At 62.9% G+C, this 15,062-nt stretch carries 16 protein-coding genes; 11 read left to right on the top strand and 5 right to left on the bottom strand.

What is annotated here, in order from left to right; translation table 11 throughout:
* Positions 1-90: 90 nt before the first annotated feature.
* From AX750_RS04545 to AX750_RS04530, 4 genes are all read left to right on the top strand, one after another.
* The gene (locus AX750_RS04545; protein WP_082737545.1) at positions 91-1,041 is read left to right on the top strand and encodes a YihY/virulence factor BrkB family protein; all 951 of its coding nucleotides are present in this window, start codon (positions 91-93) and stop codon (positions 1,039-1,041) included.
* 80 nt (positions 1,042-1,121) lie between these two features.
* Positions 1,122-1,379, top strand: coding sequence for a hypothetical protein (locus AX750_RS04540; protein ID WP_067253594.1), 258 nt, complete (start codon positions 1,122-1,124; stop codon positions 1,377-1,379).
* A gap of 3 nt (positions 1,380-1,382) precedes the next feature.
* Positions 1,383-1,856 (top strand): hypothetical protein, encoded by a 474-nt coding sequence (locus tag AX750_RS04535; protein ID WP_067253590.1) that lies wholly within the window; start codon positions 1,383-1,385, stop codon positions 1,854-1,856.
* A gap of 210 nt (positions 1,857-2,066) precedes the next feature.
* The gene (locus AX750_RS04530; RefSeq protein WP_082737544.1) at positions 2,067-2,780 is read left to right on the top strand and encodes an EAL domain-containing protein; all 714 of its coding nucleotides are present in this window, start codon (positions 2,067-2,069) and stop codon (positions 2,778-2,780) included.
* Positions 2,781-2,990: 210 nt separating this feature from the next.
* Here the strand turns inward: AX750_RS04530 and AX750_RS04525 are convergent, their stop codons facing one another.
* The 5 genes from AX750_RS04525 to AX750_RS04505 all read right to left on the bottom strand — a co-directional run bounded on the left by AX750_RS04525 (position 2,991) and on the right by AX750_RS04505 (position 6,465).
* Entirely contained in the window at positions 2,991-3,935 is a 945-nt protein-coding gene (locus AX750_RS04525) for a zinc metalloprotease HtpX (protein WP_067253583.1), read from the bottom strand.
* A gap of 9 nt (positions 3,936-3,944) precedes the next feature.
* On the bottom strand, positions 3,945-5,063 hold the full coding sequence (locus AX750_RS04520; RefSeq protein ID WP_067253579.1) for a trypsin-like peptidase domain-containing protein: 1,119 nt from the start codon (positions 5,061-5,063) through the stop codon (positions 3,945-3,947).
* Positions 5,060-5,551 (bottom strand): phosphate-starvation-inducible PsiE family protein, encoded by a 492-nt coding sequence (locus tag AX750_RS04515; RefSeq protein WP_067253600.1) that lies wholly within the window; start codon positions 5,549-5,551, stop codon positions 5,060-5,062. Before AX750_RS04515 ends, AX750_RS04520 begins: the two co-directional genes overlap by 4 nt.
* Positions 5,552-5,665: 114 nt before the next feature.
* On the bottom strand, positions 5,666-6,157 hold the full coding sequence (locus AX750_RS04510; protein ID WP_067253576.1) for an Hsp20/alpha crystallin family protein: 492 nt from the start codon (positions 6,155-6,157) through the stop codon (positions 5,666-5,668).
* A gap of 20 nt (positions 6,158-6,177) precedes the next feature.
* Positions 6,178-6,465: an Hsp20/alpha crystallin family protein gene (locus AX750_RS04505; protein WP_067253573.1), complete on the bottom strand. Its 288-nt coding sequence runs from the start codon at positions 6,463-6,465 to the stop codon at positions 6,178-6,180.
* A 194-nt stretch (positions 6,466-6,659) separates the two neighbouring features.
* Between AX750_RS04505 and AX750_RS04500 the strand changes: the two genes are divergently transcribed.
* The 7 genes from AX750_RS04500 to AX750_RS04470 all read left to right on the top strand — a co-directional run.
* Positions 6,660-7,097, top strand: a complete 438-nt coding sequence (locus AX750_RS04500) for a MarR family transcriptional regulator (RefSeq protein WP_067253571.1) — start codon at positions 6,660-6,662, stop codon at positions 7,095-7,097.
* A gap of 5 nt (positions 7,098-7,102) precedes the next feature.
* A complete protein-coding gene (gene ftsH, locus AX750_RS04495) occupies positions 7,103-8,935 on the top strand; it encodes an ATP-dependent zinc metalloprotease FtsH (protein ID WP_067253568.1) in 1,833 nt (610 codons plus the stop codon).
* Positions 8,936-8,999: 64 nt separating this feature from the next.
* On the top strand, positions 9,000-11,894 hold the full coding sequence (locus tag AX750_RS04490) for an AAA family ATPase (RefSeq protein WP_067253565.1): 2,895 nt from the start codon (positions 9,000-9,002) through the stop codon (positions 11,892-11,894).
* A 77-nt stretch (positions 11,895-11,971) separates the two neighbouring features.
* Positions 11,972-13,114 (top strand): flagellar biosynthesis protein FliA, encoded by a 1,143-nt coding sequence (locus tag AX750_RS04485; RefSeq protein WP_067253563.1) that lies wholly within the window; start codon positions 11,972-11,974, stop codon positions 13,112-13,114.
* A 26-nt stretch (positions 13,115-13,140) separates the two neighbouring features.
* Entirely contained in the window at positions 13,141-13,788 is a 648-nt protein-coding gene (locus tag AX750_RS04480; RefSeq protein WP_003603279.1) for an HdeD family acid-resistance protein, read from the top strand.
* Positions 13,789-13,980: 192 nt separating this feature from the next.
* A complete protein-coding gene (locus AX750_RS04475; protein WP_067253560.1) occupies positions 13,981-14,556 on the top strand; it encodes an NADH dehydrogenase ubiquinone Fe-S protein 4 in 576 nt (191 codons plus the stop codon).
* Between the two features lie 34 nt (positions 14,557-14,590).
* A partial coding sequence (locus AX750_RS04470) for a rhomboid family intramembrane serine protease (RefSeq protein WP_156450166.1) occupies positions 14,591-15,062 on the top strand: 472 nt, incomplete at its 3' end.

The raw sequence follows: 15,062 nt of genomic DNA, 5'->3' as shown, positions 1-15,062 counted from the left end.
ACCGGCAATCGCCGGTGACCACCGTCAGCTACACCACGCTATGGGACACGACCGTCGGGGGAAGGCTCGAGCGCTGAAGCACCGACCGAAATTCCTCCCGGCGGATGGCGTGATATCCTCTGGCGGACCTATGGCGAAGTCGACAAGGACCGTGTCCTCGCGGTTGCGGCCGGCGTCACCTTCTACGGACTTCTGGCAGTGTTTCCTGCGGTCACCGCGTTCGTTTCGCTCTACGGTCTGGTCGCCGATCCCGGCACCATTACCGAGCAGTTGTCGGTAGCTGAAGGCGTGCTGCCGAGCGGGGCAATCGAAATCCTTCGGGATCAGATCGTCCGCATTTCGACAGGCAACGAAACGAAGCTCGGACTGGCCTTCGTGATCGGGCTGGTTCTGTCCGCCTGGAGCGCCAACGCCGGAGTAAAGGCCGTCTTCGATGCCCTGAACGTCGCTTACGGCGAGGACGAAAAGCGCAGCTTCATCCGACTGAATTTGACCTCCTTGATCTTCACCCTCGGGATCCTCGTATTCGCGGTGATTGCGATCGTGGCCGTGGCAGCAATTCCAGTGGTGCTGGATTATCTCTATCTCGGAGATGCGGTGGAATGGCTTATCTCGCTCGGCCGCTGGCCCGCTCTCATCGTCCTGCTCATGGTCGGCCTGGCTGCCCTTTATCGCTTTGGCCCCAGCCGAGACGAGGCCCAATGGAAGTGGGTCAGCCCGGGAGCCGTTTTCGCGAGCATTGCCTGGTTGCTGGGCTCGGTGCTGTTCTCCTGGTACGTCGCCAGTTTCGAGGACTACAACAAGACCTATGGCGCACTCGGCGCCGTCATCGCGCTGCTGATGTGGATGTGGCTGTCCGCGACGATCATTCTCGTCGGTGCGGAGCTGAATTCCGAGGCCGAACGCCAGACGCTGCGCGATACCACCAAGGGGCCGCCTCGACCCATCGGCCTGCGCGGTGCTGAGGCCGCCGACAACAAGTTCGGTCCCAGGGGCGAGGGTTCCGCTCGAGATGATGAAAGCGGTTCCGATCATCAATAGCCAGAAGGCGAAAGGCGCGGAACTCTTCCGCGCCAGCGACCGTTGGAACCTGCGACATTGCCTTTGAACAGGAGGGTACTATGGTAGGTGAGAACGACGCTGATCGCGCCACGAAGCGGGCCGCTGAAATGGTCTCCGAGGGTCGGGAAGCCGGAAGTGAAATCGCTTCCAATCTCAAGTCCGTGGGCATCGACACCGATCGCATGACCGAGGCAGCGGGCGAGGGGGTCAGCGAGTTGCAAAGACTGGTCATCGAAGAGGTCAGGGCGCAGCCGATGCGCGCCTTGGCGTGGGCTGCCGCCATCGGCGTGGTCGTCGGATTCTGGGCAGCGAGATAGGTCGTGGGCAGGTTGCTGGCTCATCTCGCCGAGACGGTCAAGGCAGCGCTTCGTCGCGAGCTCGTAATCTATGGCCTGTGGTCAGCCGGCGGCCTTCTCGTGCTATTCGCGGCCGGGTACGCGCTGGACGCGCTCTACACTTTCCTGATGTTCCGATGGGGCGGAGTCGCAGCTAGTCTGGCTGTCGCCGCAGCCCTCCTTCTGAGCGCCGTCGCGGCAGTTTTGGCGGGTTATCTCATCTCGAGAACGCCGTCCGAGCCGATCATCGATCGCCTGCAAGATTCATTGGAACGGTCGCCGACCGCGAAACGCCTCGACCGGTCGAAGAAATTGATGGCGCCAACCATCGGCGGCGTATTCGCCGGCGCGGTTGCCGCCATGGCAACACTTTTCATGCTGCGCCGTGCTCCGCCCTCTCGCGACAATCTTCCAGACGCAGGCACGAAGCCCGGGGCCTATTCAGACAGGCGTCGATAGGCCGATCACCGTTCCCCGTGCAGCGGAGAGCACCTTGGAGCGCATTGCGATCATTGGCGCGACCGGGCTGATCGGAACGAGCATCGGCGCTTCATTGGTGTCGCGCGGTTTCCATCGTGTAAAGGTAGCGCGGCATGTCGAGGGAAACGCGCTGAGCCAATCCGGTGTCGTTTGGAAGGCGGCCGATGTCGGGCGCACGAGCCGGGTCGAATGGGCGGTTCCCGACCTCACTCCGGGCACTGGCAGCCACTATCTGCCTTCGCCGCCACCTTCAACCCACGACGGGATCTGCCGCTGCGCTATACCAACGGCTCCGCGCCAGATCCCGTCTCCACCCCGGTTAACAGGCCACAGCCTACCGCCGGAGCGAACTCCGCGCTGGATAGAAACTGTGACGTTGCCCCCAGTTTTTATCCAGCGCTGAGTTCGTTTTTGGCGGGTTTGAGCCTGCCCCCGGCGCATTTCGAGGTCGAGGTCACGGAAACGGTCTTCCTGGCGCGTCGCACGGCGACGGCGTCCTTCATCCTGAGCGAGTTGCACAAGGCCGGCGTCTCCATCGCCCTCGACGATTTCGGGACGGGCTTCGCCTCGCTGATCCACCTCAAGCAGTTCCCGGTCGACCACATCAAGATCGACCAGAGCTTCGTTCAGAACCTCACCTGCGACGACGGCGACGCCGCGATCGTCTCGGCCATCGTGAATCTCGGCCACGCCATGGGCATTCACGTGACCGCGGAAGGGGTCGAGAACACCGAGCAGATGACGCGTCTGCGCGAAGCCGGCTGCGATTTCGCCCAAGGCTACCTGTACGCGAAACCCCGCCCCGGCGCCGAGGTGCCGAAGACCATTCAGGATTGGCCCCTGCGCCAGATTCACGGCGCCGCTGGCGCCGACAAGAGCAGATACGCCCGCAACCTGCGCTGATGCCAGGTGACCGACTGCGCAGCCGATCGGAAGGCCGCCCTGTCGGGGCTGTGAGCGAAGCGAAGTGGCATGGGAAAAAATGGCGGAGGGAAAGGACTCATCCTCTAACTCTCTGATAAGCCATGGCGAATCGCCCACAACTCCCGCCCACCTCCGAGCATTTCCTCGTATGCGCAGATTTGCCCGAGTGCAACGAAAGACAGGTGATTTCTACCAATAGACTCCGTGTCGACGGAATTTGGGCGGCAAGAACGAGGGTAGCCGTGGTTTATAAGACATGCCCGCGATTGTCGGATATTGCGGTGTTGCCAGGGCGGTGAGTTCACGCAGCCTGGCGATCCGGCTTTCTGTGCTTGGATGCGTCCGCAAGAGAGACGGCTCGGGAATGCGTCGGCCGGGAAGAAAAATTTCTTCCCAGAACCTTCCGACACGGCGTTCGAGTTTGCTCAGCGCTCTCATGAGACCCTCCGGGTCGCCGGTCAGCTCCGCCGCCGCGCGATCTGCGTCATACTCGCGGGTGCGCGACAGGCCGAGCTGCACGAGCGCCATCAAGGTGGGCGCGAAGATGAGAAGCGCCACGATATGCCACGGAACATAGACCGCGCCCGCGAAAATAAGAGGTAGGTTGAGGAGCAGCAGGAATTGTCCAAGCCAACTCGCGATGGAAACCAACCGTGACATCATATCTGCCAATCCCATGATCCACAGGTCGCGGTTCGCGATGTGGCCAACTTCGTGAGCCAGGACGCCGACGAGTTCGCGACCGTCGAGGAGTTGAAGCAGTCCATCGGTGACGCAGATTGTACTGTCTTCCGGACTGCCCATCGCGAAGGCGTTCGGCAACGGGCTCGATACGCGATAGAGCTTCGGCGCGCGCGGCAAATCGGCACGTCGCGCAAGTTCCGCTATTCCTGCGACAAGGCCGGGCGCATCACGTCCCGTTATGCGCTCCGCCTGATATGCGGACAGCAAGAAGTCTTGCGGCAGATTGGGAACAAAAATCAGACCCGCAACCATTCCGAAGGCAAGCAGCAGCCCGACCTCCGCGCCGACGACCGCTGTCATGGACACCCAGGCGATCATCGCCATAAGGCCAAGCAAGAGCGCGGATTGGACGAGATTGATAAATCGATGCCTCGTCGAGACAGCGGGCATTTCCGGCTCCTATCGCGGTTCGCCGAGTGTGATCTTGAGGCTCTTGCGCTGATCGCCGCGCCGGATGTGCAATTCAACCTGATCCCCGGGGCGATGCGCTTCGAGCGCTGTGATCAGGTCAGCCGCTTCATCAACTCTAGTCGCTCCAAGGCCGATTATCCGGTCGCCGACTACAATGAGCCCATCGCCGCTAATGCGGGCGGGCACCAGTCCCGCACGGGCAGCGGGGCCGTCAGGATCGACTCCGAGGACCGGGACGCCGGAGGAGCCATCCTGCGCGAGCATCGCGTCGACCCTGGGATCGAATAAGATGCCGTGTCGTGGTGGTGCATAGCTGCCGCGAGCGATGAGCTGTGGCACCACCCGGTTGACCGTATCGACGGGAACCGCAAAGCCGATTCCCGCACTGCCGCCGGATGGACTGAAAATGGCCGTATTGACGCCGATCAGACGCCCCGCGCTGTCGATCAGAGGGCCACCGGAGTTTCCGGGGTTGATTGCCGCGTCCGTCTGGATCAGGCCCCGTATCGGGAGACCGTTTTCGCCCGGCAATTCGCGGCCAAGGGCCGAGACAATTCCGGTCGTCATCGTCCAGTCGAGGCCGAACGGATTGCCGATGGCGAACACGCTTTGACCGACACGTAGATCGTTGCTGGCTCCGATGGGGATCGGCGGTGGTCGACCCGCACCAACACCGATGTGCAGGACTGCCAGGTCGTGCTCGGGTGCGCGCCCCACCAGACGCGCGGCGAAGGCACGGCCATCAGCCAACCTGACGACTGCCCGGCTTGCACCAGCGATAACATGGTTGTTCGTTACCACATGACCGAGTTCGTCCCAGACGAATCCTGAACCGTTCCCGCGCGGAACGTCATAGGCGTTCCGGGTCCAGGGATCCACTACACGCTCGGCCGTCGTGATGAAGACGACACTGTCTCGAGCGGCATTGAAAACCGTGATGGTGCTTTGTTCGAACGCCGCCAAGTCGCCGCGCGGAGCGACGGCGCGCGGTTCGGCAAACCGACCCAGCACAACGCTCTGAATGATAGGAAAGCTCTGCCACACAATTATGATAAGGAGTGCGGCAGAGGTTGCCGAAATAAGTCGAATGAAAAAGGTTCGGTTCATTGACCGCCATCCGCATTTTCAGTAGGGAGCTGTTCGCGCCGGTCCTGATCGCGCACCAGCCAGTGGACAGCGCCCAGTGCAAGAGCCGCGCCCGCGAGTGCGGCAATCTTTGCCGGCTCCGTCTCGCCGAGGTCCAGGATGATGAATTTGCGCGCGATGGCGAGGAGCGCGATCAGCACGATCGTGCGGACTTGGAGGATCCCGAAGCTGCGTTCGGTCGCAACAAGAAGGGAGCGCTTGAACTCGAGCGCGATCACCACGGTGAAGATCATTCCGAACACCACCTGGAAGGTGGCGTAATCGAGCGTATCGAACGCTCCCAAGACCAACCGGTTCACGACCTCGCGCATCAGCGCCCAAACCGACGCCACGACGATAACCGCAATGATGGCGCTGAGGACGAAAATGACGACCTGTTCGAACTTCTCGTAGAGCGTCATCGCCGACCATTGTTCACGGGTTAGCCCGGATCGTTTCAGGTCTTTCATCATTCCCCCTCGAAAGCCGCCCCGGAGAAACAGGCTCCCCGGGGCTCACCAGACGGCGTGATATCAAACGGAGCTGAGCGGACGCCGCAAACCGGCGACACCCAATGTGGCAAATCAGCCGTTCTTGACCTCGATGCGCTTGACCTTAGCCTGCGCCTCGGGGGTTTGGGGTAGCTTGATCGTTAGAACCCCGTTCTTGAAGGATGCTTGCGCCTTTTCGCCATCCACACCGGGGGGGAGCGGAATTGTGCGGTAGATCGCGCCGTAGCTGCGCTCGGAGAGATAGTATCCTTTCTTCTCCTCCTGGCGCTCGATCTTCTTCTCCCCCTTCACAGTCAACATGTCGTCGTTGACCGTCACCTCGATGTCCTTCATCTCGATGCCAGGCAACTCGATCGACACTTCGATCGTCTTGTCGGTCTCAACCACGTCGGATTTCGCCTCGCCACTGCCAAAGGGCCATTCGAAATGACCGACCCGGTTCCAGAAACTCTCGAACACATGGTTCATATCTCGCTGGAGCGTCGCGATCGGGTTGCCTTCGCTGCTTTTGGATTCTGGCGCGCCGTCCTTGCGCGCCCAGGGAATGAGGTCTTTAATCTGCATGATATGGTCTCCTTTGGTTTTCAGGCGCCACCGCGTTCGTTGCGGTGCCAGCGCGCACCGTCGGGAACCTCGGGCGCCTTGCGTTCGCCAGACAGCGTCAGGACGTGGTCTTTGACCGAAATCTCGATATCGCCCGGTTCGATACCCGCAAGTTCAGCGGTGACGGCAACGGCCTCAGAGCCTTGCCACACATTCACCGCCGGGAACGCTGCGCGGGACGGCGGCCAGAAACCGCGGTCCAGATCGCGCATCATGGAGCGCATCAGCGCAAAAGGATCGCTGCGGCGCAGATATGACGGATAGAGCATTGCTGGCCTCCTGTAGCTGATCGATGCCCGAACCGACGTCCGGTCGGGCAACCTGGCCGGCCGGACGTCGGTTCGGAGACCGCCCATCAAGATAAGCCGTTCCATTTATTGTGCAAGCATATATGCTGCGTGCGTTGCACCTTGGATAGAGGGCAGTCTAACCTGTTTGTCATGCAGCCGGAGGAAGAATACCCATGATCGCTTCGGACATCGGGCTGATCGGGACGACGATCCACCGTGTCGCGCAGCTCATCCAGCAGCGGATCGACAACGAGATCGGCGATAGCGGCCTGACTCGCCTGTCCTGGATGGCGGCGGCACACGTCGAGGATTCGCCCGGGCTGACCATCGGCGATCTGGCCGGGCGGCTGGAGGTAGGCCGAGCCACTACGGGCCAGCTCGTCGATCGCATGGTCAAGGGCGGTTGGGTCGAGCGGTCGCCGTCACAAAGCGACCGGCGGTTGCAGATCGTCACGGTAACCCCAAAGACTAGGGCGATGCTGGATGAACTCGCGCCCCGGCAATCGGCGTTAGAAGATGAAATCCTGCAGGATTTATCCCCGGACGAACGGCGCGTCCTGCTTGTGCTGCTCGAGCGGATCCGGATGCGGCTGATGCAGAGGCAAGGCTGATCGGCATGGAGAAGAGAACCGAATACAACATCTGGTACTGGATCGTCGCCTTCTTTGCGATCCTCCTCATCCAGAACCTGATCGCCGGCTGGCAGTCGGTCGCCCCCATCACCTACAGCCAGTTCGAGACCTACCTAAACGATGGCAAGATCGCCTCGGTTGCGGTCGGATCAGACGCGATCACCGGCACGTTCAAAGAGCCGATTGGCGGCAAGCGACAGTTTATCACCACAATCGTAAATCCCGCGATCCTGGCGCGGATCGACCGCTCGGGGGTGGAGATCACCGGGGTTCCGCAGAATACGCTGATCGGCACGATTCTGTCCTGGGTGGCGCCCGCGCTCGTCTTCTTCGGAGTCTGGATGCTCCTATTCCGAAAGTTCGCCGAGCGGCAAGGCTTTGGCGGCTTCATGCAGGTCGGCCGCAGCAAGGCCAAAGTTTACATGGAAAAGGAAACCGGCGTCAGTTTCGCTCACGTGGCCGGCGTGGACGACGCCAAGGCCGAGCTGGAGGAGGTGGTGGAGTTCCTCAAGAACCCGGCCGAATACGGAAAGCTGGGCGCACATATCCCCAAAGGTATATTGCTCGTTGGGCCGCCGGGCACCGGCAAGACGCTTCTCGCGCGCGCGGTGGCGGGTGAGGCGGGCGTGACCTTCTTTTCGATCTCGGGATCAGAGTTTGTCGAGATGTTCGTGGGCGTCGGTGCCGCACGGGTGCGCGACCTGTTCGAGCAGGCCCGGAAATCCGCCCCGGCGATCATCTTCATCGACGAACTCGACGCTCTTGGGAGGGCGCGCTCCTCCGGCCAGATCGCCGGTGGCCATGATGAGCGTGAGCAGACGCTGAACCAGCTTCTGACCGAGCTCGACGGCTTCGATCCTTCGGTCGGCATCGTGCTCCTGGCCGCGACGAACCGGCCCGAGATCCTCGATCCGGCGCTCCTGCGGGCGGGCCGCTTCGACCGGCAGGTGCTGGTGGACCGGCCCGACAAGAAGGGGCGCATCCAGATCCTCGGCGTGTACATGAAGAAGGTGAAGCTCGCCCCCGATGTGGATGCTGAAAAGGTCGCGGCGCTGACCCCGGGCTTCTCCGGGGCCGACCTCGCCAATCTGGTGAACGAAGCCGCCTTGCTCGCCACACGGCGGAAGGCCGAGGCGGTGACGATGGACGATTTCAACAATGCCGTCGAGCGCATCATCGCGGGGTTGGAAAAGAAGAACCGCGTTCTCAATCCGCGCGAACGCGAGATCGTAGCGCACCACGAGATGGGGCACGCGCTGGTGGCGATGGCTCTGCCGGGGTTAGACCCGGTGCACAAGGTCTCGATCATACCGCGCGGGATTGGCGCGCTCGGCTACACTATCCAGCGCCCGACCGAGGACCGCTTCATGATGACGCGGGAGGAGCTGGAGAACAAGATCGCAGTCCTGCTTGGCGGGCGCGCGGCCGAGAAGATCATCTACAATCATGTCTCGACCGGGGCGGCCGACGATCTGGTCAAGGCTACCGATATCGCCCGCGCCATGGTCGCGCGGTACGGGATGGACGAAGACCTCGGGCATGTCAGCTACGACACCGATCGGCCAGGCTTTCTCGGCACCGGCGACCAGTCGTCGTGGCTGAACCGCCGCTACAGCGAGGCCACTGCCGAGCGGATGGACCTGAAGGTGCGCGACATCGTGGATGGCGTGTTCAAGCGCACCCTCTCGCTTCTCGAAGCCAACCGGGCGCTGCTCGAGCAATCGGCGCAGGATCTCCTGCTACGAGAGACACTGGACGAGCCCAATCTTGTGGCAATTGGTTCCAAGGTGAAAAGAACGGAAGCGGTCGCTGCGTGACACTGTCACTGGCGCAGATGATTGGCGGACAACCCTGACTGGATAATGAAAACGGAGAAGACGAATGGCAAACGGAGCTTGCGATATTTGTGGTCGCCCGGCGACGGCGCGCGTGCGCGCCTCGGTGAACGGCAGGGTTCAGAACATGGAGCTTTGCGACCAGCATTACAGCGAAATGGCGCGCCGGTCGGGGCGCAGCGCCTCGCCGCTGGAGTCCCTGTTCGGACGGCGTTCCCTTCTTGACGAATTCTTCGGCGAGAGCGGTTTCGGCAGCCTCTTTGGTGACAGTCCGCTGCGAGGCGGCACGCTCGGCTCTATGGGTGATGGCGATGACGCTGTCGTCGACGCCACTGTCGGCGAGGGCGCGCCGCGGCGTGGATCGCGGCGCGGCGGCGGACGCACCATCGCCGACCGGCTGAGCGAACAGGGCAACAAGCTCCTGCAGGATGCAGCACAGAAGGCCGGGGAATTCGGGCGCAGCGAGGTCGATACCGAACATCTGCTTCTGGCATTGACCTCGTCTGACGTCGTCAAGACGATCCTGGAACAGTTCAAGGTCGATGTGGACGATCTGCGGCGCCAGATCGAGAAGGAAGCGAAGCGTGGAGACGCCAAGACGGAAGGCGAAATCGGTGTTAGCCCGCGTCTCAAGGACGCGCTGAACCGGGCCTTCATCGCCTCGAACGAGCTTGGCCATTCCTATGTCGGGCCGGAACATCTGCTGATCGGGCTCGCCGAAGAGGGCGAAGGCCTCGCGGCGGCGATGCTGCGCAAGCTGGGGTTGACGCCGCAGGCGCTTCGCCAGCAGGTGACGAAGGTGGTCGGCAAGGGAGCCGAGGAAGGCCGCGTCGAGACTCCGTCGAACACCCCCGATCTCGACCAGTTCAGCCGAGACCTGACGAAGCTCGCCCGCGATGGCAAGCTCGATCCCGTCATCGGCCGCGCCCGCGAGATCGAGACGACGATCGAAGTGCTGGCCCGCCGGAAAAAGAACAACCCGGTGCTGATCGGCGAGCCCGGCGTGGGCAAGACCGCCATCGTCGAGGGACTTGCACAACGGATCGTCGCGGGCGAAGTGCCCGAGGCGCTGCGCGACAAGCGGCTGGTCGAGCTCAACATCAACTCGATGGTGGCCGGGTCGAAGTATCGCGGCGAGTTCGAGGAGCGAGTCCAGAAGATCCTCAAGGAGATCACCGAGGAGAAGGACAGCCTGATCCTGTTCATCGACGAGATGCACACCATCGTCGGCGCCGGCCAGGGCGGTGGCGAAGGTGGTCTCGACATCGCCAACACCTTCAAGCCGGCGCTGGCGCGGGGCGAGCTGAACCTGATCGGCGCGACGACGCTCAACGAGTACCAGAAATACATCGAGAAGGACGCGGCGCTCGAGCGACGGTTCCAGCCGGTTTATGTGGACGAGCCCACGGTCGCACAGACGATCATGATTCTGCGCGGGCTGCGCGACACGCTCGAAAGCCACCACAAGGTGACGATCACCGACGAGGCGATCATCGCCGCCGCGGAGCTTTCGGATCGCTATATCACCGGTCGCTTCATGCCCGACAAGGCGATCGACCTGATCGACCAGGCCGCGGCGCGGGTGAAGATCTCGGCCACTGCGCGGCCCGTGGACGTGCAGGAGCTCGAAGCCGAGGTCGCGCAGATCAAGCGCGAACAGGACTATGCCGCAGCCCGCAAGCAATTCGACCGAGCAGCGGAACTGAAGAAGGAACTCGAGCAGAAGCAGAAGGAGCTTGACGAGCTTCTGGAGATCTGGAAGCGCGACCAGGCTTCGGCGACCGCCGAGGTGCGCGCCGATCATGTCGCGCAGATCGTCTCCAAGATCACCGGTGTTCCGGTCACGGAGCTGACCGCCGAGGAGAAGGACAAGCTCCTGAAGCTCGAGGAGAAGCTGCACGAGCGCGTCATTGGCCAGGAAGAAGCGATCCGCGCCGTGGCCGATGCGGTGCGCCTGGCGCGTGCGGGTCTGCGCGAAGGTTCTGGTCCGACCGCGACCTTCCTGTTCCTCGGGCCGACCGGGGTTGGCAAGACGGAACTGGCCAAGACGCTCGCCGAGGTAATCTTCGGCGATCAGGACGCGCTGATCCGTATCGACATGTCGGAGTATGGCGAGCGCCACTCGGTTGCCCGGTTGGTTGGCGCACCTCCGGGCTACGTCGGATACGACGAAGGCGGGCAGCTGACGGAGAAGGTGCGCCGTCGGCCCTACTCGGTCGTGCTCCTCGACGAGATCGAAAAGGCGCATCCCGATGTCTACAACATCCTGCTTCAGGTTTTCGACGATGGCCGCCTGACAGATGGCAAGGGCCGGGTGGTGGACTTCACTAACACCATCATCATCGCCACCTCGAACCTCGGTTCGGACATCATCCAGCGCAACCTCACGAAACGCGGCAGCAGGGAGTTCGACGAGGCCAAGCAGAAATCCGAACTGATGGAGGTGTTGCGCGGTCATTTCCGGCCAGAGTTCATCAACCGGATCGACGAGATCATCGTCTTTCATTCGCTGAATCAGTCGGAGATCCGCCAGATCGTCGAGTTGCAGCTCAACCGGGTGAAGCGGACCGCCCTTACCCAGGGCGTCGAACTCGAATTCGACGTGAGCGTCGTGGATCACTTCGGCGCGGTCGGCTTCCGCCCCGAATTCGGCGCCCGCGAGCTGCGCCGGCTGATCCGGTCGGAGTTGGAGACCGAGTTGGCCCGCGAGATGCTCTCCGGGCGGATCGAGGATGGTGACAAGGTCCGCGTCGCCTGGTCGGAAGACGAACAGAGGGTCGTGTTCGAAAAGATTGTAAAGGACACCGGTGACGACAGCCCGGACGATCAGGCCAAGGCCGGGATCGAGGAGCCCAGCGAAGTTGCCGAAAACAAGACGGACGTTCCGAAGCCCAGCGTTGGGGATGAGGTGCAGTCCAAGGACGACAAGTCCGCCGAGTGACAGCGCAAAAGACTGGCCCGGCGCGATATCGGTCGCGCCGGACCATCTCTTCGGAGAGTTATAGGAAGGTCCACGGCATGAACGTCATTAGATCATTCCGCAATCTCGACCGGCACGGCCAACAGCGCGCGCCTGAGGTCATCGAGGAAGAGGTGCGGCAACTTGAACCGCACCTTGCGCGCTTTCGCGAGGATCTGGTCCGGCTCGAAGTCGTTGCCTCGCAGACGAGGGGCAAGAAGCGCATCAAAGTCAGCCTGCGCCTGCAACTGCCGTCGGGCGTGATCGCGGCGCGGGAAGAGGGATTCGAGATCGAGCCTGTCCTGCGCAAGGCCTTTGCCGACCTGCGCCACCAGGTCGATCGGCATGTGGCGCGCCTCAAGCACGAGCCTGAATACAAGCGTCCCGCCCGCCGGCGCCGGATCGGCGCCCCGCTGCCGCCCGCGCGGGATGCGGCGGAAGCGGACCGGCGCCAGCTCTTCTTTGACCTGATCGAGGATCATCTCGATACGATCTATGACACCGTCAGGCGCGAGTTGACCTATCTCGAATGCAGCGGATCGGTACCGGAGGGATATCTGAGCGTTCGCGGTCTCGTCGATGCGACGATCCTCAAGGGGCTGGCCCGCTTCGAGGATCGGCCTTCGGAGTTTTCCGTCGGCGACTGGCTGAAACGGCTGGCTTTTGAGACCATCGAGGAAGAATCCCGCGCCGCCCGCCGCGCCGTGCCTGAGGATGCCGCCTCCATCGAGGCGGAACCCGAGGCCCCGGCGGAGGATCCGACCGAGGCGGATCAGGCGATGTTCGAGTTCTACCAGCCCGACGAAGTGCTGATGCTGGAGGACCTCCTCGCCGACGACGGCGGCACAGACCCCGAGAGCCAAGCGGATCGGCATAAGATCGCCATGGTGCTGCACCGGGCAATCGCCGATCTTCCGTCGGTCGAACGCCGCGTTCTCTATCGGCTCCACCTCGACAACGCTACGATCGCGGAGACGGCAGACCTTTTCGGCCTGACCGAGACAGTGGTCGCCGAGATCGCAGAAAATGCGGGCGCGACACTACGCGCGAGGCTTGCCGAAGCCGGGTTGGTCAGAGATCCATCAGGCCGCGCGCCCATCGAACGGGAAATCGCTCATACGCGGCGTCTGCCTCAGCCGATCGAGGATCGCCGCCGCGTGGCCGCCGCCCTAACCGGCGAGGAGGCCGGCTCCGACACCTGACATGGAACTGAATAGGAGATCGACCAATGACCATAGCCTCTGAAAACCCGACTGATAAGATGCAGGACATGCTGTGCAGCCTGTCCCGGAATTGGTGGGCATTCGTGTTACGCGGCGTGCTCGCATTGATCATCGCAGTGCTAGCCTTCGTCATGCCTGCGGAAGCGCTTCTGGCGCTCACGCTGGTCTTCGGCGCGTTCGCCTTTGCCGACGGCGTGTTCGGCCTCGTCGCCGCGATACGTAACATCCGCAAGGGCAAACGCTGGGGCTGGCTGATGTTCAGCGGCATTCTGGGCATCGCCACGGGCGTCGTCGTGGTTGTCTCGCCTTTTGTCGCGACGCTTGTGCTTGCGACATTCCTCTGGGCCAGCATCGCATTCTGGTCCGTGTTCTCGGGTGCCCTCGAGATCGCGGCAGCGATCCGCCTGCGAAAGGAAATCAACGGCGAAATCTGGCTGATCCTGAGCGGCCTTCTCTCGGTCGTTCTCGGTGTCGTCGTGACCTGGATGCTGCTGACGCGCCCGGTCGAAAGCTTCCTCGCGCTCGGCTGGCTGATCGGCTTCTACGCCGCGGTCTTCGGGGTGATGATGATCCTCCTCGGGCTACGGCTTCGCAAGGCGGATCGTTCGGACGGTGCGGCCTTCGATGACGCTCCCCCATCGGCAAAGGCGTGAGGTGCCCTGTGGTGGATGACGGGCGACTTGCCGGCGAGGAGGACGATTTCACCCGATGGGACGAAACGATCTTCGAGCGTTGCCTGGGGGCCGGCTTCAATCCCTTCGGCAGCGGACCGACGCCGATCTTCTTGCGGGACAGGGATCATACGCAGCGTAGAGACAAGCACAGACCACATAAGGATCGTGAAAATGCGCGGCCATAACCGCCCACCGTTTCCGCCGAAAATTCCCGGAACCGATCTGCCAACCTGGGACATGCCGACGGCGATCATCTACCGTCCGGCCCGTTCCGCGATGACATCGGCGCCTCGGCCCAACTACTGGGTTCTCGAATTCGAGCCGTCGCGTCCGCCGCAGATCGAGCCGCTGATGGGATGGACTGCAAGCGACGATCCCTATCGCCCGATCCGGCTGAAGTTCCCCGATCGTGACAGCGCTGTGGACTTCGCTGAGCGGCAGGACTGGCGATACGTCGTGCGCGAGGAAGCCGCGCCGTCACGGATGGCGAACCGATGGACGGGAGAAGCGCACCATCGGCTGTACAGGGGCGCCGATGCCCCGGGCGCCTTCCGCATCCCGTTCCGCACCGATCGCGGCAGCGCCGATCTCCGCGTCTCGCGCGCTGTCGCGCAGGAAGGCGCGACCGACCTGTCCGCCAGCGACCGCGAGACGTTCGATCCGGTCCTCGAAGCCTCGCTCGAATCCTTCCCGGCTTCGGATCCCCCGGCCTGGACGGGTGTGACAGTCGCAGGGAAAAAACCGTGACGACGGGCGGGCGCAGGAGCGCGGAGGGCGTGGCATGTTCCCCTGGGCTGCCCCCGTCGCGCGCAGATACCCGCCGATCGTCGTCTGGACGGTCGTCGGGATCAGCGGCCTCGCGTTCCTCTATCAGGTAGGCCTGCCGCCGCGCGTGCTCGACCGGTTCCTGTTCGACTTCGCGCTGGTTCCGTCGCGCTTCTTCGGTCAGCTCCGCCTGATCGCGCCGTCCGACTGGGCGCCGTTTCTGACCAACATCTTCCTTCATGGGGGCTGGCTTCACGTCATCCTCAACATGTGGACGCTCTGGATCGTCGGCCCGGCCGTGGAGGACCGGCTCGGGCCGGCGCGGTTCGCGCTGTTCTATCTCTTCTGCGGCGTGGCCGCGGGGCTCGCCCATGCCCTGGCCAACCCCGACTCGGTCGTGCCCGCCCTCGGGGCTTCCGGCGCCATTGATCCCCCCCCGTTGAATTGGTCCACCCTGAAGTATGTCTTTTGGCAGACAGGAGGACCGC

Source organism: Methylobacterium sp. CCH7-A2, from assembly GCF_001557075.1.
GTDB classification, from domain to species: Bacteria; Pseudomonadota; Alphaproteobacteria; order Rhizobiales; family Beijerinckiaceae; genus Allobosea; species Allobosea massiliensis.
This window is presented reverse-complemented; position numbering and strand designations above follow the sequence as displayed.

Coding starts and splice junctions, on each gene's coding strand:
- AX750_RS04540 (WP_067253594.1), top strand. CDS start 1,122: ATGGTAGGTGAGAACGACGCTGATCGCGCCACGAAGCGGGCCGCTGAA.
- AX750_RS04530 (WP_082737544.1), top strand. CDS start 2,067: ATGGGCGGTTCCCGACCTCACTCCGGGCACTGGCAGCCACTATCTGCC.
- AX750_RS04525 (WP_067253583.1), bottom strand. CDS start 3,935: ATGCCCGCTGTCTCGACGAGGCATCGATTTATCAATCTCGTCCAATCC.
- AX750_RS04520 (WP_067253579.1), bottom strand. CDS start 5,063: ATGAACCGAACCTTTTTCATTCGACTTATTTCGGCAACCTCTGCCGCA.
- AX750_RS04515 (WP_067253600.1), bottom strand. CDS start 5,551: ATGAAAGACCTGAAACGATCCGGGCTAACCCGTGAACAATGGTCGGCG.
- AX750_RS04510 (WP_067253576.1), bottom strand. CDS start 6,157: ATGCAGATTAAAGACCTCATTCCCTGGGCGCGCAAGGACGGCGCGCCA.
- AX750_RS04505 (WP_067253573.1), bottom strand. CDS start 6,465: ATGCTCTATCCGTCATATCTGCGCCGCAGCGATCCTTTTGCGCTGATG.
- AX750_RS04500 (WP_067253571.1), top strand. CDS start 6,660: ATGATCGCTTCGGACATCGGGCTGATCGGGACGACGATCCACCGTGTC.
- ftsH (WP_067253568.1), top strand. CDS start 7,103: ATGGAGAAGAGAACCGAATACAACATCTGGTACTGGATCGTCGCCTTC.
- AX750_RS04490 (WP_067253565.1), top strand. CDS start 9,000: ATGGCAAACGGAGCTTGCGATATTTGTGGTCGCCCGGCGACGGCGCGC.
- AX750_RS04485 (WP_067253563.1), top strand. CDS start 11,972: ATGAACGTCATTAGATCATTCCGCAATCTCGACCGGCACGGCCAACAG.
- AX750_RS04480 (WP_003603279.1), top strand. CDS start 13,141: ATGACCATAGCCTCTGAAAACCCGACTGATAAGATGCAGGACATGCTG.
- AX750_RS04475 (WP_067253560.1), top strand. CDS start 13,981: ATGCGCGGCCATAACCGCCCACCGTTTCCGCCGAAAATTCCCGGAACC.